22 protein-coding genes and 1 pseudogene are annotated in these 24,415 nt (G+C 40.4%); 8 read left to right on the top strand and 15 right to left on the bottom strand.

The window, feature by feature from the left end:
• Positions 1-229 precede the first annotated feature (229 nt).
• From ACFVS1_RS06525 to ACFVS1_RS06515, 3 genes are all read right to left on the bottom strand, one after another.
• Entirely contained in the window at positions 230-658 is a 429-nt protein-coding gene (locus ACFVS1_RS06525) for a MarR family winged helix-turn-helix transcriptional regulator (protein WP_352920615.1), read from the bottom strand.
• Positions 659-894: 236 nt separating this feature from the next.
• Positions 895-1,521: a fumarylacetoacetate hydrolase family protein gene (locus tag ACFVS1_RS06520; RefSeq protein ID WP_387545816.1), complete on the bottom strand. Its 627-nt coding sequence runs from the start codon at positions 1,519-1,521 to the stop codon at positions 895-897.
• A gap of 529 nt (positions 1,522-2,050) precedes the next feature.
• The gene (locus ACFVS1_RS06515) at positions 2,051-2,686 is read right to left on the bottom strand and encodes an FMN-dependent NADH-azoreductase (RefSeq protein WP_352920612.1); all 636 of its coding nucleotides are present in this window, start codon (positions 2,684-2,686) and stop codon (positions 2,051-2,053) included.
• Between the two features lie 206 nt (positions 2,687-2,892).
• Between ACFVS1_RS06515 and ACFVS1_RS06510 the strand changes: the two genes are divergently transcribed.
• The 4 genes from ACFVS1_RS06510 to ACFVS1_RS06495 all read left to right on the top strand — a co-directional run bounded on the left by ACFVS1_RS06510 (position 2,893) and on the right by ACFVS1_RS06495 (position 5,735).
• The gene (locus tag ACFVS1_RS06510; RefSeq protein ID WP_352920610.1) at positions 2,893-3,711 is read left to right on the top strand and encodes a histidinol-phosphatase; all 819 of its coding nucleotides are present in this window, start codon (positions 2,893-2,895) and stop codon (positions 3,709-3,711) included.
• A 360-nt stretch (positions 3,712-4,071) separates the two neighbouring features.
• Entirely contained in the window at positions 4,072-4,245 is a 174-nt protein-coding gene (locus ACFVS1_RS06505; RefSeq protein WP_387545813.1) for a hypothetical protein, read from the top strand.
• A 497-nt stretch (positions 4,246-4,742) separates the two neighbouring features.
• Positions 4,743-4,907, top strand: coding sequence for a hypothetical protein (locus ACFVS1_RS06500; protein ID WP_387545811.1), 165 nt, complete (start codon positions 4,743-4,745; stop codon positions 4,905-4,907).
• Positions 4,908-5,114: 207 nt separating this feature from the next.
• Complete coding sequence (locus ACFVS1_RS06495; RefSeq protein ID WP_352920604.1) at positions 5,115-5,735, top strand: NAD(P)-dependent oxidoreductase; 621 nt, start codon at positions 5,115-5,117, stop codon at positions 5,733-5,735.
• Between the two features lie 194 nt (positions 5,736-5,929).
• On the opposite strand, the gene ACFVS1_RS06490 is transcribed toward ACFVS1_RS06495, so the two are convergent.
• Positions 5,930-6,670 carry a VCBS repeat-containing protein gene (locus ACFVS1_RS06490; RefSeq protein WP_387549218.1) on the bottom strand — a complete coding sequence of 247 codons (741 nt, stop codon included), beginning with the start codon at positions 6,668-6,670 and terminating at the stop codon, positions 5,930-5,932.
• Between the two features lie 427 nt (positions 6,671-7,097).
• Here ACFVS1_RS06490 and ACFVS1_RS06485 point away from each other — a divergent pair, with 427 nt between their 5' ends.
• The 3 genes and pseudogenes from ACFVS1_RS06485 to ACFVS1_RS06475 form a co-directional block, all read left to right on the top strand.
• Positions 7,098-7,679, top strand: a complete 582-nt coding sequence (locus ACFVS1_RS06485) for a TetR/AcrR family transcriptional regulator (RefSeq protein WP_352920603.1) — start codon at positions 7,098-7,100, stop codon at positions 7,677-7,679.
• A gap of 25 nt (positions 7,680-7,704) precedes the next feature.
• Positions 7,705-8,907, top strand: coding sequence for an MFS transporter (locus tag ACFVS1_RS06480; RefSeq protein ID WP_352920601.1), 1,203 nt, complete (start codon positions 7,705-7,707; stop codon positions 8,905-8,907).
• A 139-nt stretch (positions 8,908-9,046) separates the two neighbouring features.
• Positions 9,047-9,514 (top strand): annotated as a pseudogene (locus tag ACFVS1_RS06475) (anhydro-N-acetylmuramic acid kinase); the annotation flags it as partial.
• 97 nt (positions 9,515-9,611) lie between these two features.
• On the opposite strand, the gene ACFVS1_RS06470 reads toward ACFVS1_RS06475, so the two are convergent.
• The 10 genes from ACFVS1_RS06470 to ACFVS1_RS06425 all read right to left on the bottom strand — a co-directional run bounded on the left by ACFVS1_RS06470 (position 9,612) and on the right by ACFVS1_RS06425 (position 21,849).
• On the bottom strand, positions 9,612-11,051 hold the full coding sequence (locus ACFVS1_RS06470) for an NAD-dependent succinate-semialdehyde dehydrogenase (RefSeq protein ID WP_387545807.1): 1,440 nt from the start codon (positions 11,049-11,051) through the stop codon (positions 9,612-9,614).
• A complete protein-coding gene (locus tag ACFVS1_RS06465) occupies positions 11,048-12,436 on the bottom strand; it encodes a hypothetical protein (RefSeq protein ID WP_387545805.1) in 1,389 nt (462 codons plus the stop codon). The genes ACFVS1_RS06470 and ACFVS1_RS06465 overlap by 4 nt, the downstream gene beginning before the upstream one ends.
• 14 nt (positions 12,437-12,450) lie before the next feature.
• The gene (locus ACFVS1_RS06460; protein ID WP_387545803.1) at positions 12,451-13,602 is read right to left on the bottom strand and encodes an iron-containing alcohol dehydrogenase; all 1,152 of its coding nucleotides are present in this window, start codon (positions 13,600-13,602) and stop codon (positions 12,451-12,453) included.
• A 133-nt stretch (positions 13,603-13,735) separates the two neighbouring features.
• The gene (locus ACFVS1_RS06455) at positions 13,736-15,340 is read right to left on the bottom strand and encodes a sigma-54 interaction domain-containing protein (protein WP_387545800.1); all 1,605 of its coding nucleotides are present in this window, start codon (positions 15,338-15,340) and stop codon (positions 13,736-13,738) included.
• 698 nt (positions 15,341-16,038) lie between these two features.
• Positions 16,039-17,532 carry an aldehyde dehydrogenase family protein gene (locus tag ACFVS1_RS06450; RefSeq protein WP_387545798.1) on the bottom strand — a complete coding sequence of 498 codons (1,494 nt, stop codon included), beginning with the start codon at positions 17,530-17,532 and terminating at the stop codon, positions 16,039-16,041.
• A gap of 51 nt (positions 17,533-17,583) precedes the next feature.
• A complete protein-coding gene (locus ACFVS1_RS06445) occupies positions 17,584-18,525 on the bottom strand; it encodes a PDR/VanB family oxidoreductase (protein ID WP_387545796.1) in 942 nt (313 codons plus the stop codon).
• Positions 18,526-18,554: 29 nt separating this feature from the next.
• Positions 18,555-19,073 carry a hypothetical protein gene (locus ACFVS1_RS06440; protein WP_387545794.1) on the bottom strand — a complete coding sequence of 173 codons (519 nt, stop codon included), beginning with the start codon at positions 19,071-19,073 and terminating at the stop codon, positions 18,555-18,557.
• 16 nt (positions 19,074-19,089) lie between these two features.
• Positions 19,090-20,076, bottom strand: a complete 987-nt coding sequence (locus tag ACFVS1_RS06435) for a heme-dependent oxidative N-demethylase family protein (RefSeq protein WP_387545791.1) — start codon at positions 20,074-20,076, stop codon at positions 19,090-19,092.
• Positions 20,077-20,123: 47 nt separating this feature from the next.
• Positions 20,124-21,536 carry a purine-cytosine permease family protein gene (locus ACFVS1_RS06430; RefSeq protein ID WP_387545789.1) on the bottom strand — a complete coding sequence of 471 codons (1,413 nt, stop codon included), beginning with the start codon at positions 21,534-21,536 and terminating at the stop codon, positions 20,124-20,126.
• A gap of 82 nt (positions 21,537-21,618) precedes the next feature.
• Positions 21,619-21,849 (bottom strand): hypothetical protein, encoded by a 231-nt coding sequence (locus ACFVS1_RS06425; protein WP_241590268.1) that lies wholly within the window; start codon positions 21,847-21,849, stop codon positions 21,619-21,621.
• A 169-nt stretch (positions 21,850-22,018) separates the two neighbouring features.
• On the opposite strand from ACFVS1_RS06425, the gene ACFVS1_RS06420 reads away from it, so the two are divergent.
• Positions 22,019-23,854, top strand: coding sequence for a sigma 54-interacting transcriptional regulator (locus ACFVS1_RS06420; RefSeq protein ID WP_387545786.1), 1,836 nt, complete (start codon positions 22,019-22,021; stop codon positions 23,852-23,854).
• Positions 23,855-23,997: 143 nt separating this feature from the next.
• Here ACFVS1_RS06420 and ACFVS1_RS06415 read toward each other — a convergent pair whose 3' ends face one another.
• Positions 23,998-24,336, bottom strand: a complete 339-nt coding sequence (locus tag ACFVS1_RS06415; RefSeq protein ID WP_387545784.1) for a VOC family protein — start codon at positions 24,334-24,336, stop codon at positions 23,998-24,000.
• Positions 24,337-24,415 lie beyond the last annotated feature (79 nt).

The raw sequence follows: 24,415 nt of genomic DNA, 5'->3' as shown, positions 1-24,415 counted from the left end.
CGATTTTCCCATTACTTTATAGCCATTGCCTCTAATTTATCCTCGCTGGTCAAACAAACCCCTTTTATCCCCTTTAATGCATGCGCTTACATTCAACTTCGGATAAACAACTCTCTTTTTCTCAACAGATCCGATTTTAATTACCTTACTGGGCTAAAGGGATATTCCTATCCAAGATATATAGAAATAACCGACTTCCCTTATTACGTAATAGATATATGAACCCCTATTATAATTTTTGGATTAATGATTGTAATTCCACTTGAAGGTTTCCTTTTGAAAGAGCAGAGTGCAGAATTTCGTGAACAGTATGTAAGGAAATTTGTAGTTTTTCTTCTCCTACTGTAGTTAAACGCGTGTAGATACCTCTACGATCATCTTCACATATATGCCTTTGTAATACGCCGCAGCTTTTTGCTTCTAGCCTGCCTACCAGCCTTGATATAGCACTTTGGCTTAATCCTACCATCTCCTGTAATTGTTGCAGCCTCAATTGTTTATCGCTTGTTTTCGATAAAAAGTAAAGAACGTAAAACTCTTTTAACGACAGGTTATGATTTTTTTGCAAAGCACTTTCCAACTCATTCGTAATGCTCATTTGAATACTAGTAAGAGATAGCCAATTATCTAAGTACTTCTTTTCTTGGTTGTTTTTCATGCATTCCACCCTGTTCTATCCTATATAATTAAAATATGGCATTTAATTGATTTTCATAAGTAGTTATAAAATACTTCAAAGCTGGAATTCGATGGTCAAATTCATTTGAAAAAGTGCGTGCCATATCGGCCGTTTCCATATCTGTTATATGGTTCTTCTCATTTTAGACGAGTTTCTTCTTTTTGTCTAAGATTGATTTATTCCATAAAAAAAAACAGTCATATGACTGCTTTTATTTAACGCATTGTAACTGAACAGGATCCTATTTCAGTTCCACCCCAGTTAAGTGAAAGCTTGTCTTGATCTGAAAGAGGACCGACGCCGCTTGGAGTACCGGTAAAAATTATATCTCCTTTTCCAAGCCCAAAATGCTCCGCTGTAAATTCTATAATGGTTTGCAAATCAAAAAGTAAGTCCTTAATATTTCCGACTTGTACACGCTCATCATTTTTTAAAAGGGAAAAATCTGATTGTTCACATGCTTCGACACCTGGAAACGGAATAAAATCACTAACAACTGCTGAATTTTTGAATCCTTTAGCCAAAAGCCAAGGATGCTGTTTTTGTTTTAACTGTGATTGAACATCTCTAAGTGTTAAATCCAACCCAATGGCCATGGCATCTACTATTTCATCTACTTTCATTCCTGATTCGTACTGTTTTGCGATATGTATAACAAGTTCAGTTTCAAAATGAACGGAACCCTGATTACTCGGCAACGTGATGGACTGTCCATTAGCTTCCACAAGCGAATGAGTCGGTTTTGAAAATAAAAAAGGGGAAGTTGGGATTTCATTATTCAACTCTTTTGCATGCAAGGCATAGTTTCGACCTACACAATAGATATTTTTAATGTCTTTCATTATTAATCTCACTCTTTTCTTAATAAATTTAATGCTTCGAAATAGATGTTTTAATAGTTTCCCAAATTATATTTTGTAAATAATAAAAACTCTAATTTAAATACAGTTTATATTTTTCTGAGTTTTTATACAACAGTTAGACTAATAAAGTATCCCTGCTACGGGAAAATACGTTAAATTTTCACTTGTGGTACTTTTACCAGTTACATCTGGTAATATCATCGAGAAAAAATCTTATGTTGATATGCATGAGATTCTCCGGCAATTTGAACGCCTAACTTGATAACTTTAAATTATTTCTAAACTAGTCAATTTAGTTAATCAAGGTACCCTTATGGGCTTTTTTAGCTACTTCCCTCACTTTCAGCTATTTCTATTACAATTTACCCCCTATAACCACTATTAGACTAAATAAAAAAACATATTCCTTTATTAGAGAAATACGCATGATTGGTGAAGTAAGCATTATTCCACATATATCCATTTCATTATGACAAAAAAAGAGCCAACAAATTGTTGGCCCTTTGATTTAAAAAGTAGAAGCTAAATCTTTTGCTCGTGCTATTGCATTTTCTTTTATCTCTTGTGCTTTATCAGGCATTGCTGCATGTCCTTCAACGAATAAACCTTCAAAGGAAGGCACTCCGAAGAATTGCATAATGATATTTAGATATCGGTGACCCATTTCCAGTTCAGCTGCTGGTCCTTCTGAATAAATTCCACCACGAGCTTGAATATGCAAGGCTTTCTTATCAGTTAAAAGACCAACTGGGCCTTGTTCGGTGTATTTAAATGATTTACCTGCAACTGCAACGGAATCAATATATGCCTTCATTACTGGCGGAAACGAGAAATTCCATAAAGGCGTTACAAATATATATTTATCCGCCGCTATAAATTGCTCACATAACTCTGAAAGTCGACTAACTTTTGCTTTCTCTTCCGACGAGAGTTCTTCAAAACCCTTTCCAGATTGAAGTTTCCCCCAACCACTGAAAACATCCACATCAATTTCAGGAATATTTTCTTTATAAAGGTCAATATTCACAACTTCATGGCTAGGATTTACTTCTTTATACGTGTCAAGAAATGCTTTTCCAACGGCCATACTGTAAGATTGCTTGTCATCATGAGGATGAGCGGTGATGTACAATACCTTTGTCATTCTATATCTTCCCTTTCTCATTAACTTAATTAATCATTTTAGTTTGTCTAGGGAATTCAACATATATACTAATGTCTTTTAAGAAATTTGTTTTCGAGGGGCATTTTTATTGAAGGTATAAATCTTCTTTCAATTCGTGGGAAAGAGTGTGATTTTTGGATATGATAAAACAAGAATATCTGATTCATTTTAGGAGGCCTAAGGAAATGACGAATTCAATAAAATTTGATCTGCACACTCACCATCAACGCTGTGGACATGCTATCGGCACAATTGAGGACTATGTAAAGCAAGCCATTGAGTACGGGTTGCAATATATTGGGATTTCTGATCATTCTCCATATTTCTACAGCGAAGATGACCACCTCTACCCCACTATTGCAATGGCAAAAAGTGAACTTGTCCCCTATATTGAAGAAGTACTTCGCTTAAAAGAGAAATATGCAGGCAAAATTCACTTGTTATTAGGAATGGAAAGTGATTTCTTCCCTGAACACATTGAAGTCTACCGTGATCAATATCTTTTACACCCTTTTGACTACATCATTGGATCTGTTCATTATGTTCAAGATATTAGCATTTTTAAAAGAGGGCGTTGGAATGGTTTGACCTCTAAAGAACAGTCAAGAATAAAGGATGAATACTATGATTTAATCCAGAAATCAGCCAAATGCGGAGTGTTTCAAATCTTAGGCCATATTGATGCAATGAAAGGGTTTTATCCAGCCTTTTCATCCATTGAAACAGACAGTATTGAAAAGACATTAAAAATCATTAGTCAAGAAGATATCGCCATTGAAATCAATACCTCTGGTAAAACAAAAGATTGCGGCGGGTGGTATCCAGCAGATGACATACTAGAACGAGCTCTTTTCTATAATGTGAAGGTAACATTTGGATCTGATTCACATACACCTGAGCGTATTTGCGATGAATTTGAACAAGTTCAAAAAAGACTAAAGGAAATTGGATTTTCTGAGTGGGCTTACTTTGTTAACAAGCAAAGGATTCTCACTCCACTTTAATCTTCTTAGTCAATAGGAATAGAACTTGTCCAATCGCTTGAGTATCCAGTAACAATGTGTATCGTAGGGATGGATTTTCAACCCTTTTGCTACTAAGAAGGGCGATGCACAAAAAAATAATGTACAGATTTCGATAATGATCCTGCTTGGAATTTCATTACACTTAAAGAATCGGTACCAATCTTTTTTTTGAACATAAGATAATCATTATGCATCCAGCAATAAACGATTGGTTACAAGTTTTACCCGTTCATTTCAACGAATCCCAGTCATCGCAATATTTTTCAGCATAAAATCAATATCAATATCTTTAGGGAATTAATAACTTACCATTCGTTAATCTTATTAAAAGGAGTTGATTTGGGTATGATCGATAACCCATTGCATAAAAAGAATGACGAAAACTCTGTAGAGCCAGTTGAAGGTAAGCCTGTTTTCAACTCTTCAAAAGGGCGATCCGAAGCCCCTCCAATAACTCCGTCAAAAGATCCTGAATTCGATCTTTTTGGCACAGTATTAAATGGGTATCTTTAATTTATACTTCCTTATTCAATATACCTTCAGAACATGGTTTAAAGCATTAGATTTCAAGACCTAAAACATTATAAATTCCTAAAAAGAAGAGCACATATTAGTCACGTCTAATATGTGCTCTTCTTTTTTTATTAAATTCAAGCGCCCTTTTCGTTAATGATATTCCTGTGGCTCTTCAGGTTAGTCTACCTCACCTGTAATGAACACTTCTCCAATTTTATCAATTGAGTCAACTATCGGTACTTTCATTAACTGCCTGCCCCTTTTGAAACATAAGAAAAAAGGTTGCAACAACAACCTCTCTTTCAAGTAAGCCCACTCTTTCATGAAATAGCTGGAGCTGGTCTGTTTTAATTCCCCTGGGTCGCCTCGTTTCCTGGCTGCTGTACTTGTACTTTGTCCCTTATTTCAATGGACATAATCTTACACATTATTGGATTTCATATTGAATCATTTGTTCATACTAAAGAAAAATATCTGTTCAAGAAGGAGTTTATATGCCGTACAAAAAAAATAATCCAGCTCAACAAAAAAGTCAGGTTAGTCGATTAAACGAAGTGGTGGAAGTGGATACAGATGTTAATGAAGATCCTAATCGGGAGAAATTATTGGATGACTCAGTTGATTCTTTTCTAAAATCGAAAAAAGAACAGGAATATTGAGAAATTCTGGTCGCTAATGTCTTGTTTAAGAAATGTTGTTATACTAATTCAATTGGGCCCCTCATTAAGTTTTTGAGCGGCCCATTTTTTATTTTAATCAACGTACAGTTTCCTTAACAGCAAGACTCTGAATTATGATGTCATTAGTTGAAAATGACGATATAATGTTAGTCGAATGATTGGATTCTCAAAAGGAGGTTCGTTTCAATGAATATTTTAATTTTGGGTGCAACTGGACGGGTTGGGGGTCAATTAGTTACTAATAGTCTGCATGATAAGCATCATGTTACAGTTTTAGTACGCACTCCAGAGAAGATGGGAATAAGCAATGCCCATTTAACCATTATTCAAGGTAATGTATTAAATAAAACTGATATCGTTCGTGCCATGCATGGGGTTGATGTTGTTATTAGTGCACTGAATACCGATGGGACAACCACTTTATCCGCAAGTATGCCCCTGATTATCGAAGCAATGGAAAACGAAGGAATACAACGAATTATAACCATTGGAACAGCAGGAATCCTGCAAAGCAGAACAGCCCCAAATACTCTGCGTTATCAGTCTAGTGAATCAAAGCGAAGGTCTACCCGCGCAGCGAAAGAACATCATAAAGTTTACGATATGCTTAAACAATCAACACTTCAATGGACGATTGTCTGTCCTACGTACCTGCCCGATGGAGAAAGTGTTGGTACATATCGTGTAGAAGGTGACTTTTTGCCGGAGGATGGGCTTGAAATATCCGTGCCGGATACAGCTGAATTTGCATTCAGCCAAATAAAAAGTAGCGATTATTTAAAATCACGTGTAGGCATTGCCTACTAATAGCTCCAATTATTGATACTCCCCTTTAAAAAAATTTGTTTAATCTTAGATGAAGGAAAGAAACCATCTCGTCCTATTAAACCGGTACAATTATCATAAATGCACACAGTCAGCTGAACCATTGCCAAGAATATTTTCCGGTTTCATTAGGGCGAAGATTTTGCCCGTACCTTGTTCATGAACCTTCCATTATGCTATATTTCCCCTCCAAAAATAGCCACATTCTGCCTGTCAGGAGCAAAAGCCAGCCCGTTCCATTTCAATACGGTCTGTACAAATCCCAGTGAGTCGGCATTGTATCTCCCTGCAATCCTCTGATATGCTTCAAGCTCATATATGCCATCCCTATTGTAATCAACCGGATATAAACCAGATAAAGGATTGACCCATCCTTCTATCGGCGCCTTCAGTACACCATCCTTGTTATATATTTCAGCTAAATAGTCCTTATCCTTATAAGTAAGGTCAAGAATGTACCTTTCTTTTAGGTAAGTACTGTTCACCTTTGCCTTGTAATGGTTTTCATAATTCACATCGTATTTATAGGTTTCATTGAATGTATCTGAATTAAAAATGGTCATGAGTTGACCGTTAAGATATGCAAAAACATACGCATAAATCGAACCACCGCTTCCTCCTGTATCAATGACCACTAAAATGTCATCCCCCTTATTACCTGTAAAATCCCCAAGAAAAATGGTTGGATTATATCCTGCGTTATTTTTCATGGAAACTTGTTGATATTGATGAGTCCTCCCATTTTGGATAACCAAAGTTATATCCCTCCAAAAGGGGCTATCAGGGGTTTTGTTTGCGGTTAGAAAAACATTGTCCTTTATCCCGTCCCCATCAATATCGCCTTGCTTTGAGGTCACTATGACTGGTCTGTTGGAGTTCATTTCCCTTGTAAAAACAGTTTGGAGGATCAGTTGCATGTCTTGCAGTTCCTGTCTTGAAGGATAAGGGTGTGGAAACGACAAGGCGTTATCAATCGTTTGCATTGCTTCACTTGTTAACCCGGCCCTGCTTTGAGTCTCAGCCAAACAGTACCAATAATAAGGATGATTCGTTTCTTGTATTTTTGTGTAATAGTATTGAATCACCTTTCTAATGTCATACGTATCCACCTTCATCCCACCTGTCTCTTTATTATCCCTAAAGAATTATATGCGGGAATTTTGTAAAAAGCCTTGAGTGCTTATCCATTGCTGTATAAAACAATATTGTCCTTCTCAAAATATATCGCCTAATTATGAGTAATTTCTGGGCATAATACCTTTTAATAAACAAATTCGCTTGCATAAATTTATTTAATTTGCTATTATAACTGACGAACGTTCGTTAAATTATGAGGTGATATTATTGAAAAGTAATGAAATTAAGGACGCCGCTCTAAAATATTTTACGATTCATGGTTATGAAGGAGCGTCGCTTTCTCAAATAGCTGAAGAAGTTGGCATGAAAAAGCAATCCATTTATGCTCATTTTAAAGGCAAGGATGATCTTTTTCTGCACGTTTTACGTGATGCGAAAGAAACGGAGCTATCTTCGAAACTCCAATATTTCAGTAAAGTTGATTCAAAAAATCCTGAAAATGATTTATATGGATTCCTACAATTGGTCATCGATCTTTTCCAAGAAAATGAGCATATAAAGTTTTGGCTGCGTATGTCCTTTTTTCCGCCAGCGCATCTTGAAAAAGAAATCGGGCAGGAAGTGATAGATATCGAGGAAAAAGTGCAGGCGATTCTTGAATGTAAATTCCATGATTGGATCAAAGCCAAATTAATCGTCGAAGATGAAGCCATAACGCCAACCTATGCTTTCTTGGGAGTTGTGGATTCCATTTTGCTTGAGCTTGTATACGGTAATGATGAGAAACGGCTGAAGGATAAATTAGCAGCCTCTTGGAAAGTCTTTTGGAGAGGTATTTCGCAAGAATGATTCACAAAGAAAGTGGTGTTAAAACATGAATAAACCAATTAAAGAACAAAAGGCAGTATTAATTATTCTTCTAAGCAATATATTCATTGCTTTTCTGGGAATTGGACTCATCATCCCCGTTATGCCGTCATTTATGAATATCATGCATTTATCAGGAAGTACGATGGGCTATCTGGTTGCCGTATTTGCTGTTTCACAGCTTGTTATGTCACCATTCGCAGGTCGTTGGGTTGACCGTTACGGCAGAAAGAAAATCATCATCATCGGCTTATTCCTTTTTGGTGTTTCAGAACTTATCTTCGGTGTAGGGACGAACGTATCCGTATTCTATTTATCAAGAATCCTTGGGGGAATCAGTGCTGCCTTCATCATGCCAGGTGTTACGGCATATGTTGCAGATATTACATCCGTTCAGGAAAGGCCAAAAGCAATGGGCTATATTTCAGCCGCCATTAGCTTGGGCTTTATAATAGGACCCGGGATCGGTGGCTTTGTTGCAGAATATGGTATACGCTTGCCCTTCTTCCTTGCGGCGGCCATTGCTTTTTTAGCATGCCTTTCATCGATATTCATTTTAAAAGAGCCGATGACAAAGGAAGAGCTTGCAAAGGTTTCTGCTAATACAAAGCATACAAACTTTATGGACGATTTAAAAAAATCACTAAATCCGCTTTACTTTATTGCGTTCATCATTGTATTTGTACTCGCTTTTGGCTTATCAGCCTATGAAACGGTGTTTAGCCTATTCTCTGATCATAAATTCGGCTTCACGCCGAAGGATATTGCCATTATCATTACAATAAGCTCTATTTTCGGAGTTGTTGTACAGGTATTTATGTTTGGAAAGCTGGTAGATATTCTCGGTGAAAAGAAACTTATCCAATTATGTTTAATCGTTGGTGCCATTTTTGCGGTAGCATCCACTATGATTTCTAGCTTTTTGGCAGTACTAGTGGTAACTTGCTTCATATTCCTTGCATTTGACCTGCTTCGTCCGGCATTGACGACATTTTTATCAAAAGCTGCCGGGAAAGAACAAGGATTCGTTGCTGGAATGAACTCCACCTATACGAGCTTAGGGAATATCGCCGGGCCATCCATGGGAGGATTGCTTTTTGATGTAAACATCCACTACCCTTATCTTTTCGCTGCTGTCATTATCGTCATTGGCCTTGGCATTACAGTCATATGGAAAGAAAATCGATTGACAGAAAGTTTAGCGAAATAATGAAAGTCCCGGATGGTTATTTGTACCTTTCCTTTTCGGGGTGGAAAACTCCCAAACTTGAAAAATGATATTCTACTAAAAAACCCCCTTTTCCATATTAGGCAAGGGGGTTTTTTAGAACGGGATTCTTACTACTTTCAGCCACCCCTATATTATGAGCCCTCCGCCAAAATCAACGGGCAGGGAATTATTTGGCAAGCAATATGTAGTAAAACTATTAAAGATGTTTGAATCACTTCCCAGTCATGATATTTTAGCAACAGTAACGATGTTTACAGCAAAGTCGATTGTGGAGAACTATCGAAATTTCATCTTTCCAAAAACCAATATTGAAGAAGTGATTATTGGCGGCGGTGGCAGCTATAACAAAACGTTATTAACTATGATTCAATCACTGCTTGGAAATTCTATTCAAGTTTTGACTCAAGAAGAGTTGGGATATTCTTCTGAAGCGAAAGAAGCGGTAGCCTTTGCATTACTTGCAAATGAGACTTTCCATGGTAATACAAGTAACGTCCCCAAGGCTACCGGCGCTGACTTCGATGTCATCCTTGGAAACATGACCTTCCCTCCTTCATATCTGAAGGAGCATAAAAATAATGTTTAACCATTTAAAAAGAGTGGAAGGCACTTCATATTTGATGTGCCTTCCACTCTTTTTTTTTAAATGCCTGAAGAATCATCGCCGACTCTTCTGTTTTATTTTACTTGCCAAGCTGCATGGATACATACTTCACTTCTAAATATTCATCCATGCCATAGTGTCCCCCTTCCCTACCTAAACCACTTTCCTTCATTCCTCCAAATGGTGCTTGGGCAGTGGATGGGGCACTGTCATTAATACCGACAATCCCATATTCAAGAGCATCCGAATAGGCAACTGCCTTATTTAATGACTCAGTATACACATAAGCTGCCAAGCCAAAATTCGTGTTATTGGCTCGATCTATCGCTTCTTGATCGGTTTTGAATGTAGTGACTGGCGCAATTGGCCCAAACGTTTCTTCCTGCATGCATAGCATATCATCCGTTACATTGGAAAGTATGGCTGGTGCGATAAAATGGCCTTGTTTTTCATCGACTTTTGAGGTGTTATGGATGATAGCCCCTTTATTAGCAGCATCCTCTAATTGAAGCTGAACTTTTTTTACTGCAGCTCCATCTATCAATGGACCAAGATCGGTTCCTTCCATTCCATTTCCAACCTTCAACGTTAAAACGGCTGCTTCAAAAGCTTGTAAAAACGGCTGTTCGATTGTCTCATGGACAAATATTCGATTCGCACAAATACATGTTTGTCCAGCATTCCTGAATTTCGATTGAATTAAACCATTTACAGCTTCTTCGATATTCGCATCCTCAGCAATGATGAACGGAGCCAATCCACCGAGTTCAAGCGAGACCTTTTTTACTGTTTCTCCGGCTTTTTTCATTAGATGTTTCCCTACAGGAGTGGAGCCGGTAAATGTGATCTTTTTAACACGTGAATCATTCATCCACACGTCTGATACGTCTCCCGGTTTCTGTGTAGTTACAATATTTATCACACCTGCCGGAATGCCTGCTTCATGGGCACTTTCAACTAATAGCAAAGCGGTCAAAGGCGTTTGTTCCGCAGGTTTGATGACCACGGTACATCCTGCGGCAAGAGCTGGCGCCACTTTCCTCGTGATCATGGCTGCAGGAAAATTCCACGGGGTAATGGCAGCAACGACACCTACTGCCTGCTTTTGCACTAAAATACGCTTTGAAGCAACGGAGGCTGGAATGATTTCCCCATAGTTGCGCTTTGCTTCTTCAGCGTACCATTTCACGAAACTTGAAGCATATTTCATTTCACCTTTTGCCTCTGCCAATGGCTTTCCTTGTTCCAGTGTCATGATCGTTGCGATTTCATCCAGCCTGTCCTCAATGATCGCATACCACTTCTCAAGTAATTCCGCCCTATGATAGGCACTGGTTTTCGACCAAGTCAGAAAAGCAGCTTGAGCTGCATCCACTGCAGCCTTTGCCTCTTTTTCGTTAGCGTCCGGAACATAGCCCACAGGCTCCAATGTTGCTGGATTTTCCACTACAAAATGACTTTCTGTATGAATCGGTGCGCCGTTTATATAAATTGGCCATTTTTCCACTACTTTTTTCATCCTGCTTTAATCTCCTCTTCTTCTTCGTGATCTGTAAATGTCTTATCATTCTCTCCTTTGAAAAAGTCCTTGCCATATAAAAGGGCACATAATAGAATTCCTGCTGCAAACGCCATTCCAGCACCTTTTATAACAAGGATGGCAGCGACGACCCCTGCAATTCCCAGATCGCGTTGGCTCTTCGCCTGCATCACACCGACGCGTACGCTAACATATCCTTGAACCAAAAGCGTTAAGGCCAAGGCCACACCAAGAATTGGTTCCACCAAGCTGACTACCGGCAATAAAAATAACCCTGTATTCGTACCCCAACGGAACGAGCCGGCTCCTCCGAAGAAAGAATTCATGGCTTTCTTGCCATTCTTGAATCGTTCCACAACCACGACCTGCATGGCTGCCCACAACGGACCGCACATTGTTATATCAGGTCCAATAAAACTCATGATCACATTTCGGCCGCCAAAAATTAAATGAGCTCTGTTTGGATTATAGTCCACTTTTTCATCTTCCCTGACCTCATCGGATTCAGAAAGCAGCGCTTTCGTTTTGAGCACATCCCCGAATACGACTAAATAAGTAGCAAAAACAGCTGGAATCGCACTTAAAAAGAAGGTCAAGGCAGGAAAACCTAAACCGAAAACAGTATAGTCAGACCAAAGCGTAGCAAAATCCGGACTGCTGAATCCCCATTGGATATCAGGCCATTTTGCTTCTCCAAAAATTGGGGCTACAAAGACCGCAAGCAAGATTGCTGGCAATATCCCTAAATTGCCTATGAATATCCAAACTTTATTCCGCATTTTCAATTTTCCAAAACTTTTCGAAAAAAGCAGGTAAAAGGCAAAGCCGATACAAATGCTTATTGTATAAGGAAATAAATCAAACTTTCCACCCACTTCAAAGATGGAAACGACAGCTCCAATACCAGCTCCTAAAATAATGCCTGATTTGATTGCGTTCGGCACCAATCGCACGACCTTACTGGCAAGTCCGGTCATTCCTAGCAATATCGATAAAATACCTAATGTTAGTTGAAATGCAACGAGTGCATAGACCCGATCAGGTCCTTCGGGAAATTGCCCGACGAACAATACAAGCAATGGAACCGCAGGTGTAATCCAACCCGGGATAACTGGGTCACCGAGTAAATGATGTGCCAAATACAATAAGCCATTCAAGACTACGACGGCTAGAGCCACATCAAAAGGCATACCTAGATGGTCTGCAAGCAGTGTAATCGCCCCAAGATCAACTGCACACATCAATAAGCCTTGAACATAGTCAGGCCACTCAAAACGATAATGGACAAATGGCAGTCTAATTTTAAAAGGTCCCGCAGGTATATACGATGTCTCTTCTCCATAACGACGGTTTTTCCATTTCATATTGTTTCCTCCACTTAAAAGCCATAGGCTGAACGGTAAATTTTTTCGATATCCCGGACGTTTAATGCACGGGGATTATTGCGAAGTAAACGGACTTGTTTGATGGCCTCGGCAGCCATTTCATTTAAAGCCGATTCAGGAATGTCAAATTCACTTAGTGACTGTGGTATATCAACATAACGGCATATTCTGGTCATCGCTTCTATAGCCTTATCCGCTGCCTCATCATCATTTAAATGATTGACTTTCTCTCCAAGTGCTTCAGCAATGTCACGGAACCTTTCCAAACATGCAATTTTATTCCACTTCATGACAAATGGCAGTAATAATGAATTGCTGACTCCATGTGATAAATGGAAGCGGCCTCCAAGAGGATAAGCTAAGGCATGAACAGCTCCAACTCCGGCATTTCCAAAAGCTAACCCTGCCATTAGGCTACCAGTTATCATCGCTTCCCTTGCTTCCAGATTATCTGGCGCAGCATAAGCCTTTGGTAAATTTTTTGCGATCAACTTCATGGCCCCAATTGCCAAAGCATCCGTAACGGGAGAAGCAAATTTGGAAATATAAGCCTCGACCGCATGAACAAGTGCATCCACTCCGCTCGCAGCAGTCACACTTGGCGGGCAAGTCAGCGTCATGACGGGCGATACAATCGCTACATCCGGTAAAAGATACGGACTTACAATTCCCTTCTTAACCTGTTCTTTTTTGTCCGATAAAATCGAAATATTCGTCACTTCTGACCCGGTTCCTGCCGTCGTCGGTATGGCTATTAAAGGTAGACCCGGAACTTCAATCAAGTTCGTACCGAAATATGTCTCGATGCTGCCTGAATTCGTAGCCATGACGGAAGAGGCTTTCGCAATATCCATCGCACTTCCACCGCCTACCGCAATCAGTCCATCATGTTTTCCATCCTTGATTGACCGTACACATTGCTCAACGATTTCAATTTCCGGCTCTGGATTCACATCCGAAAAAATACCACATTCTGCAGAAAGTAAATCCTCAACCCTCTGCACAACCCCAGCACCCACTAAAACTTTATCTGTAACGATCAACGGATTCTTCATCCCTAATCGCGTAACCTCATCAGTCAGCTGCTGTAAAGAATCTGCTCCTGTCACCAATTTGTTAGCCATAGAAAAAATAGAAATATTCATGTTTATCTCCCCTTTCATGTATTTACTAATGCAGGAATCATGCCAAAGTGTGAAAACGCTTAATTCATAAGGGGGATAACCTTTTTGTCATGGGTGACAGTATAAATAATGAGTAGAAATCAAATCAAAAAAACTAATTCGATTCGTTTTCTAATCGCATGTGAAATTTTTTCATTTTTTGCACCAAAGCGCTTTGACTGATATCCAATGAGATGGCAGCAGCCCTTGTAGTCCCATACTTCTTCATCGCATTCAATATCAGGGAGCGCTCCAGCTCGGAAACGGCTTCCTTCAAAGAATGTGTTGTCGTTTTTTTTGATAAGACCGGCTGGATGAAAGATGGTAAATTAGGCAAATCAATCGTATCATCATAAGTCGTGACGACCAGCCGCTCTGCAAGACTCGCAAGCTCACGTATATTGCCAGGCCACGAATAGTGCGTCAGCCATTCATAGCATTCCGGTGTCATCTTTTTCTTTTCATTATATTTTTCATTGAATTTTTTCAAATACATTTCTAAAAGCGGGATCATTTCTTCCTTTCGCTGGCGTAAAGGCGGGACTTCAAAGGAAACGATATTAAGCCGGTAATAAAGATCTTCGCGGAAAGATCCTTCTTGCACGAGGGTGGCCAGATCACGATGGGTGGCTGTAATTAACCTGACATCCACTTCTTTCATTTCGGTAGAACCTACTCTCATAAACTTGTTTTCTTCTACCACTTTCAAGAGTTTTACCTGTAGCTCTAAAGGTAAATCCCCAATTTCATCCAAAAATAACGTGCCACCATTCACTTTCTCAAAAATCCCCATTTTCCCATTCTTAAGGGATCCGGTAAATGCCCCTGGTTCATATCCAAAAAGTTCTGATTCCACCAAGTTCGCTGGGATGGCTCCGCAATTTATTTCAAGGAAAATTTTTTCCTTCCTGGAGCTTTTTGCATGTATGTACTTGGCAATTAAACTCTTCCCTACTCCCGTTTCCCCCTGCAACAAGATCTTCGCATCCGTTTTAGCTACTTTATCAGCCAATTTGAATAAAGGAGTTGTAGAGGGACCAATGATTATTTCCTGTAAATTCACCTGTTCCGAGCCAGGAAATAATTGAGAAATAGGTTGGAAAGATAACTTTTGGCTGTCGATCGTATACTTCATCCGGATTAATTCAGTAATATCCCTGACACTATTAATGACAAATATGACTTCATTCTTCGGCGATAGAATAGGTGTGGCCGATACGATAATCTTTCTTCCATTTCGAATTCTTTGTGTCAATGTAACTTGATTCTTCGTTCGAATGGAGTCCAATGAAGCTGAAACGGATATCATGCCTTGCTCAACTAAATAACTCATCGGTTTTCCGATGATTTCCTCTTCTCTTATTCCAGTAATACGCTGATACGCTTGATTGATGAATAATGTCGTTCCATCGCCATCCGTGATATACACGCCATCATACAAGGCATTAAATACAACCCTGCATAAATCACTCTCGAAGAATGTTTGAAATTGTTCATAGGGTATTGAGTAATTTCGTAAATTCTGCAGCGGTGCATTCACAGTAATGAAATGAGAAATTGGCTTCGTCAAATCACTCTGCTGCACTGCCGCAGATAACGCCTCAATAGTCAAAAATCCAATGAAATCCTCTGAATCATCTAATACTTCCACTTCAGTGCTTCCTATCGGGAAACATGATATCGCTTCCTCCACTGTCATATCCGAATAAAACTTAGTCATCAGTCTTCACTCCTAACCTGATCTCTTTATGATACTATGTATAAATGCTACACCGGTAAAACAAATCAATCCATATATACTATTTCTGATTACAGCGATAAATATGCTTCGGAATGACACTTATATCATATCAATGGTGTTTTTTATGCTCAAATCCATTTTTACTCAGCACAGGAAAATTTGTCCTTTTGTTTAGGAACAAAACTGCGCAAAAGCTAATTCCTTCGGATGCTCACCTCTCCATTATTTAAATGCTTACGAAACATTTTTTGAGGGTTTTAATAAGTTTCTCTGACAAAAAACCTAATCCGTATTTGGATTAGGTTTTTTGGATTGAACAATTTGAACGTTGGTTTCCGATCCAGGCACTCGCTTTCCGCGGGCGGTCGGGGAGCCTCCTTGGCAGGCGCCTGCGGGGTCTCCACTAGACGCGCTTTTCCCGCAGGAGCCTCGTGCCTTTCTCTCTAATTGATAGAACTCTTTTAGTAGGATTAAAGCTTAAGGTGATGAGGATGGTTTTAATATGATTCCATTCAGCGAGATCAACTTGAAATGATTACTTTAGCCAATGAACCCTGCCATTTATTAACCTTGGACAAAGTTTCAAAGGAAATTTCAAAAGGGTGCGGAATTTTTTACTTCCGCCCCCTTTAGTTTAATTATGGTAAGTTGTTTGTCTCTCTGCTCTAATCATATGATTATTTTGGAAACCAGCCGAGAGGTTTTACATCGAGATTAATGTTGATTTGCTTAATTTCCTGGTATTCATCCAAGCCGTATTTTCCTAAACTGCGTCCAATCCCGCTCTGTTTGTAACCGCCCCATGGCGCCTCGACATATGTTGGATGATAATCATTCACCCATGTGATGCCTGCCCGCACTTTCTTGATCACTCGCAATCCTTTTGCGCCATCGTTAGTGAAGACGCCGCCTGCAAGGCCGTAGTCTGTATCATTTGCAAGTTTAATAGCTTCTTCTTCATCTTTAAACTTTTGAATGACAACGACCGGTCCGAAAATTTCCTCTTGTACGATGCGCATGTCAGGTGTTACATCGGTGAATACAGTCGGTGCAATGAAGTATCCTTTGTCAAGGTCTTCATCTACAAGACGGTAACCGCCAGCTGCAAGTGTCGCACCTTCCTGTTTGCCGATTTCAATATAGTTCAAAATGCTATTCATTTGCGCTTCGCTGACAATTGCCCCCATGTTGCTGTCTTCCGCAAGTCCAGGTCCTACTTTGATTTTATTTGCGCGTTCCACATAGCGTCTTACATATTCATCATAAATACTTTCCTCAACCAGGATGCGGCTGCCTGATGAACATACTTGGCCTGCACCGAAAAAGATGCCGAATAATCCGTAATCGACGGCCGTCTCTAAATCTGCATCTGCAAAAACGATGTTAGGTGATTTACCGCCAAGCTCAAGGGAAATTTTCTTTAAATTGCCCGCGGCCGCCTTCATGATTGTTCGGCCAACATCCGTACTTCCTGTAAATGAAACAATGTCCACATCCTTGCTTTCTGCAATGGTTTGACCGACTACAGTGCCGCGGCCCATCACCATATTAGCCACACCTTTAGGGATGCCTACTTCCTCCAGGATTTCAAATAATTTCATTGCTGTAACAGGTGTCACTTCAGCCGGTTTATATACAATGGTGTTACCTGCCGCAAGGGCCGGTGCGATTTTCCAAACACTCATTAGAAGAGGGAAATTCCAAGGTACAATCAAACCGGCTACACCTACTGGCTCACGAACAACCATCGCTTGTACCGGAGCGGGAACTTGATAAGTTTCCCCTTCTGGATGAAGGACCAATCCTGCGTAGTAACGGAAACACGCGGCGGCATCCGCAATATCGAAACCTGCCTCCGCTTTGAGTTTTCCATTGTCCATTGTTTCAAGAATCGTTAACTCTTCCGCACGTTCCTCCATTTTATCAGCGATTTTATATAGGTAGGAAGCACGCTCCTGTGCTGTCAGGCCTGACCAGATTCCACTTTCAAAAGCTGCCTTCGCAACGGAGATTGCCCTTTCTGTATCTTCCTTGGTGGCACGCGGAGCCCTTGCAATGACTTCCTGTGTTGCGGGATTGATTACCGGGATTACTTCATTTGAAGATGAGGTCTGCCACTTACCGTCGATGTAATTTTTAAGCTCTATAACTGCCGTTTCTAAAATTGTCATGTTTTTTGCCTCCGGTTTTCTTTATTTTTATTGTAAGCCTGTACGGAATCGTTAAAGCTTTATAACTAGTCTGTCGTCCTTCGCACGTGAGCAGCATGTCAGGATTGAGTCGCGTGTTTGGCGGTTTTCTTCGCTAAGGAAGAAATCCCGGTGATCCACTTCACCTTCTGCAACATCCACCTCACAACTTCCGCACCCGCCCACTTTACAAGAATAAGGTGCATCAATGCCTTCCCTTAAAAGCGCATCAAGCAGTGTTTCGCCTTCATGAACACGGATGGACCGATCGCTGTCTGTAAGGTCGACAATGAAAGGTTCTTTCGGCCCGTCATGTTTTGAAGCAAATAATTCAAAGTGAATCGCATGTTCCGGATAACCATAGGAACTGGCAGCTTTTCGGTACTCTTGTACCATCTCGATTGGTCCGCAAAAATATACATGCGTGCCAATGCGATGATCCATCATCGTCTCAGGCATCATTCTGTGTTGGTCTTCTGTCTGCGAAAAATAAAAGGTGCATTGATCAGGATATTTGGCTTTCAACAGATCATAAAAAGCACATAATTCCGGTGTGCGTGCTGCATAATGAAGTTCGAAGGTTTGTCCTTCGGCAGCCATATCTTCCATCATTGCCAGAAATGGAGTGATGCCGATTCCAGCTGCATAAAATGCATGATGCTTAGCTCGAAAGCTAAGAGGGAAGTTGTTTTTAGGGAAGCTGACTTCCAATCTGGAATCTATTGTTACATGATCATGCCAGAAAGCGGAACCTCCGCGTGACGCCTCATCACGCCGAATGGAAATGGCATATTTTTTACGGTCCCTTGGGTTGCTGATAAGGGAATATTCTCGCTCGATTATCGTATCCCCTACCGGCATGAAAGTGGTCAAATGCGAACCGCCAGTAAAAGCAGGCAATGGTTTTCCATCAACTGGAATCATTTCGAACTGTTTTACGAATGGAGTTTCTTGAATGATCTTGTTTACTTTCATTTGAATATTTCCTACTACCCGCATGATGATCAGCTCCCTACTTCTTCTTTTCCGATTGGGATGAATGGGTAACCAATATAACCTTCCCGTACGATTGAATAAAATGGTCCTATTTCAAGACTGGCTTTGCAATGGTCACATTCTGCAATTTCGGCTTCTTCTGCGATTTCCGACACTTCGAAACATTTCATGCAATATACATACCGCCGTTTAGGGCCAATAATCACCGTCTGGATCTCAGCTTCAGATAGACCAGCTTCCACCCCGAGCGAGAAGATCATTACGGCATTGTTCCAAGCTGCCGCAATATAAAATTGGGTGCCCATCTTTTGTGACAAGATGACTCTCTTAATCTCCTCTTTATCTTCCATTCCATTAATGGAAAGACATTCAACAGGCACTGTTCCTGCGATTTCAGAAGTGAAACTTTTCGCCTTTTCATATCCGGCTTGATCAGAAATGACGACAAACTTTCTTCGTTCATTCCGAGGAGTAAATTGATTTACGATCGTAATGGATTTATCAAACAATACTGGACTATTGTACAAGGCCCTATCCTCCTACTTATTGTTTATCTTCGCTTTTTTGTTTTTCATCGATACTCCTCAAATATTCGACCGATTGCGAAAGAAACGGGGCAATTCCTTTGTATTCAGCAATAGGTTCCGGAATATCCTGCAGTACGCTATATGTCAGATCAAACCACTCCTGGCGCATTGTCAAATCCTCCAGCGGCAGGAACTGAGTATTCAATACGAATAGAATGGCGTTGCTTCGGGGCATGCGATAAAATTTTTGTTCTTCAACGCGCAAACGAACAAGTTTACCTGCATTTTCCGGTGTTATTTCAGAGCGCTGCGGTCCCCATACATCCATCGTTTCATAGTTGACATCCCAACGGTCCGCCATCAGGTTCCAGTTAATGCGTGTCCATGGCTTTCCTGGCTCGATGGATAATAAAAACTTACGAACGCGATCTGCGAGTTCATCACCTTTCCGTGATACGAATGGAACAGGTGCATGGATCTCATCAAAGGACATGCCTTTATTCCAGTTAGCCGAGAAGAGTGCAGCGTATGAAACTTGCCCCACTTCCAAGTAGAAATTACTATCGCGATGAACCATTAAAACAAAATCATTATGGAAATGGCGGCCTATATAATCAAGCGGCTCATTTGGAAGCGTGCTGGCATCGCCATACACGAATGAATCGGATTCCCCGAAAATGTGGTTCTTGAAAGTCCAGTTGTCTCCATCTTTAATGACCTCGAAATGTTCCGGATAGCGATCAGTTGCCATGTCGATTAGCATCTCCAACACTTCCCATTGCATTTCCATCGTGTGTGAAAAAGATTGAAACCTTATATGCGGCTGTTCTTGAAGGAGACGACGCTTCGTTTCCACTTGGAGTCTGTATTCTGGTGTAACTTCAATACAGTTAACGTTTGAGAGTTTTTTCAAGTCGTTTGAATAACGATAGTTACCTGAAGTGAATGGAAATGGGAATGTATCTAAATCTGTTGTTTTGAAATCTAAACTTTGTGTAAACATTGAACAATCTCCTTTCGTTCCCTAGATTCTTTAAAGTGAGTTTTTTTCTATTTAGCTTCCTTTAATTCCACGGATGGACGCTCCATGTCGACTTCATAACGGAAAATGTATTTAGATGAAACATAGTAGGTGACTAAAGCGACAAAGTATGTTGGAATTCCAGCAGCTGTATAAAGGAAAAAGCCACTTGCTTCAAAAGTCAATGGATTATAGAGTGCCCAGTAAACGGTCGTTCCGATAACCACCGTGAGAACGGCCGAAGGGTTAATGCCTTTCCAATAGGTATAAGTGCCTTGCGTGTCATACAAATCCCTTATTGAAATGCGTTGGCGCTTTACAAAGAAGTAATCTGCAACGACAATCCCCCCGAGAACAGCCATTATAAAAGAGATGACAGCAATGAATGAACCAAAGGCATCGTAGAACGTTGAGCTTAAAAGTAAGAATATAGTCGGTACGGTTGTACCCATCGCAATCTTCCATGACTTTTTCGGGAATACAGTTTTAAAGCTGACAGCTTGTGAGTACATAAGGAATATGGCTGCACCGACATTCCCTACCGAAAGTAAAATCAAGCCAATGAAGCCGCCCCAACTTCCTGCGATGGAAAACATCCAGTCAGAAGGATTAAGAGAACCAGTGACTAATGCAGCAAGGGCCCCAACTAATGCGGCGATACAGACGATAATTCCATAGCCGTAAAATCCCGCTTTAAATGCTCCTCCTTCTGTTTTAGATAAACGGCTGTATTGGCCAAGGTACGGAAGCCATGAAAAGCCGAGACCGATGTTTAACTCCAGGGCTGTCGCGAATGAACGAGAACTCGTTTCAAATGGCTCAGAAGGAAGTATATGAGCCACTTCCGTGAACCCCTGTCCAAACAAGACTATTGCGAGCAGGCCAAACATGAGAACCATAAAAACTGGAACGGCTACTGCGGTATATTTTTGAATCGCTACCGGTCCCCTCACCGTTACAAGGAATGCACAGACGAAAAGCAAAATCGAGAAAAACGGCGCTCCCGTTGCTTGGCTTGAGAAAATCGCGGGCATGCCCATCCAATTAGCCGCCTCTGCCAACGCCTGGCCGGACATAAAAAGCGCAATGGAAATATAGCCGAGAGTTAAAATAAGAAAAACAAAGAAAAAGATATTCGATCCTAAATACCCAAGTGAACTTCGAAACCCTACGAAGGTATCTATGCCATAACGCGCAAAATAAAGGGTAATGGGAACAATCAACAGCATAGGGAAGGCATTACCGAATAAAATCGCGGCAAGTGACTGCTTCGCGTCAAGCATTGTACCTGTGTATCCACCAGTTAACAGCCCAAAAGATGAGAGGCCAATAACAACTTGAACTAAAATTAAATCCCGAAGGTTAAAAATCCGGTCATTTTTACTTGCCGGTAAGAACCCAAAGGCCACATCCTTTGAAATGGAGGAATTCTCTTTGCTCACACGCTTCTCTCCCAACTATAGAATAATGATTGTATTACTTGGAATACGGCTGATATAGTTCTGGGTGATCGAAACAACTACATTAGACAAGTGAATAGATTAGGTAGACAATGATTAAAATCATGAAAAAAATAGAACCTGTCGCATCCTTCCATTTCATTTTGTCGATTTTCACGGCTTCTTCCTGCTCATACGCATTGATCCGCTCATTCAAATCTGAATATAGATTTTTAATAAAGGGATCTTCTGAATTGATATTCTGTTGAAACTGATTCTCTTTATTCAAAATCGCTTCTCCCTCCTTTGCAATCATGCTTTCCAGTCCCTTCTCTTTACTTTATTGCAATAACCATGCCAATCAGAAAACACTATGCTAACAGGATTTTCAAAAGGAAGAATATTCATTTTTGAAACTATTGAACAATTATGAAATTTCTGTAATATAAAAACTAGGAAGTTATTTGAAAGGCAGGTAGACATAAATGGATCACTTCACCTCTGTACTCTTGTCTATTTACGATCAGCTTATCGTGACAGATAAAAATGGCACCATACTGAAATCGACCGGAACAGGGAATTCCATATTCCAAACAGCCAAATCCGCCAATGTCGGCGGTTCCATCAAGGATGTTGAACAAGATTTATTTGCTACAAACTTGGCAGAAGAGATAATGGGCAAAAATGAAAAAAGATCCTTCATGCAGTCTACATGGCAGGGTCCAGAGCTGCTGATGACGGTATACCCGATTGAATCCGGGGAATGGGTTTGGGCCTACAAAGAAATTAAAGACTCTTATCCAGATACATCAAGGGGGCAATCGGGGCCTTTAGTGGAATCGAAGAAGCCATCATTTCCATTTGTGATCCGCAGTAAACCGATGCTTGATGTTCTGCATAACATGCAAATGGTTTGTGATGTCAGCGCAACCGTCCTATTATTGGGGGAATCCGGTGTAGGAAAGGAAATAGCAGCCAGGGCCATACATAATATGGGTAATAGAAGTGACGGGCCATTTATACCTGTCAATTGCGGCGCCATCCCGGAAAACCTGATTGAAAGCGAACTTTTTGGCTACGTAGAAGGGGCTTTTACCAGCGCACGGAAAGACGGCGCCAAAGGGAAATTCACACTCGCCCATAAAGGTATCTTATTCTTGGATGAGGTTGGCGAGTTACCGCTTAATGTTCAAGTAAAACTGCTTCGCGTCCTTCAGGAACGCGTTGTCACACCAATTGGAAGTACGACATCACACCCTGTTGACATTCAAGTGATTGCCGCAACTAATAAATCGCTCGAAAAAATGGTGAAAAAAGGTGAATTCCGAGAAGACTTATATTATCGTCTTCATGTCGTTCCTATCCATCTTCCGCCGCTTAGAAATCGTGTAGATGAAATCCCCCACCTGGTTCAGTTTTTTTTACAAAAGTACAATACACTGTACAATCGAAAGGTAGCTTTCACACCGGATGCACTTGACTTGCTATGTATCTATCAATGGCCCGGCAACGTGCGCGAACTTGAAAATACAGTTGAGAGGCTTGTGATTACTAGCGGAATACCCGAAGTGGATGTTGCGTTGGTTAGAGAGGTGCTTCCTTTTAAAGGACCCAACAAACCCACTTTACTTCCCGCTATCGATTTTCTAATGCCTTTGCAGGAAGCAGTCGACCTTGTGGAGGAACAGCTGATCAACATGGCGATGGAACAATACAAATCAATAAAACTAGCAGCAAAGGTATTGGAAGTCAGCCAGCCGACGATGAGCAGGAAATATAAAAAATTACGTAATAAAATTGAAGAGGCAAGCTTTTCACCAGTGGATAAACGGGCCATTTTAGAAGAACAAATAAACCAGCGGCTTCGATCCATTGCCGTTGTAACCGCAGCTATCATTCCAGCTGAAGAGGTTATCAGTCTACAAAAAAATATGAACCGGCAAACTTCCTATAACCAGAAATTAAAACAAAAACTGACCATGATTCAAGAAAAGGAAGGCGTAATTGAATGGGTCTTTATATTTATCATGACGGAGGATGGACGTCTGATTCACCTCGTTGCAGACAAAGGCTTTGTAATTGAACCGGGGGAAGAATATTTGGGCCCCCCGGAAATGGTTAATGCCGCATACCAGGCGTTTAATGGTAAAGCTGGTGTGACACCCATATACGAAGACAGGTACGGTGAGTGGAAAACAAGCTTTGCGCCAATCATTGATGATGACGGCAATATCGTTGCTATTGTAGGATGTGATTACAGCAAAGCCTATTTCAATTCGGAAATGCAGCGTCTCCGTAAGCAACTCAATATACATGTTTGATTTAAGGATGCAGTCATGCAGTGATTCTATTAAACCGACTGAATACTAGAGTAAAAAAAAAAGCTGATTACAGGAGCCGCCTTGAACGGTCTTTTGCAGTCAGCTTTTTCGTTAGGGTTTACGATTTTCTCCAAGGTAACTCGTTAACACAGTACTTCAACATTAAATCCTCCGGGCGCTTCTACGTAGAAAGTATATCTGTGTAAGTGTTGTGGGGGTTTTACCTTGAATCCATGATCCTTCAACTTCTGATTGATCCTGTTAACTTGATCTTCATTTTCTTGTATGAAACCAACATGAAATGTCTTGGGGTATTGTACATCGCTTCCTTTCATTAGAGTCAATATGGAACCATCATCATCTTTCATTGCGGCGAACCCATCTCCACGACTTCCTGCACATGTCAGTCCAAAATATGTTTCTAAAAACTCACGTGAAGCCGTAACATCATTAACTGTTAAATTAATATGATTGATCTTCATTGCTTCCCCCGATTTTAATATTATTGTTTTCTTTCCGCCCCTCCGTAAAAAAGTTAATTTTCCGCAGACTTGTTAATTC

Origin of the sequence: Peribacillus sp. NPDC058075 (genome assembly GCF_042885195.1) — a bacterium.
Lineage (GTDB): Bacteria > Bacillota > Bacilli > Bacillales > DSM-1321 > Peribacillus.
Note: the sequence above shows the minus strand (reverse complement) of the source record. Positions and strands in the feature narration are given on the sequence as shown.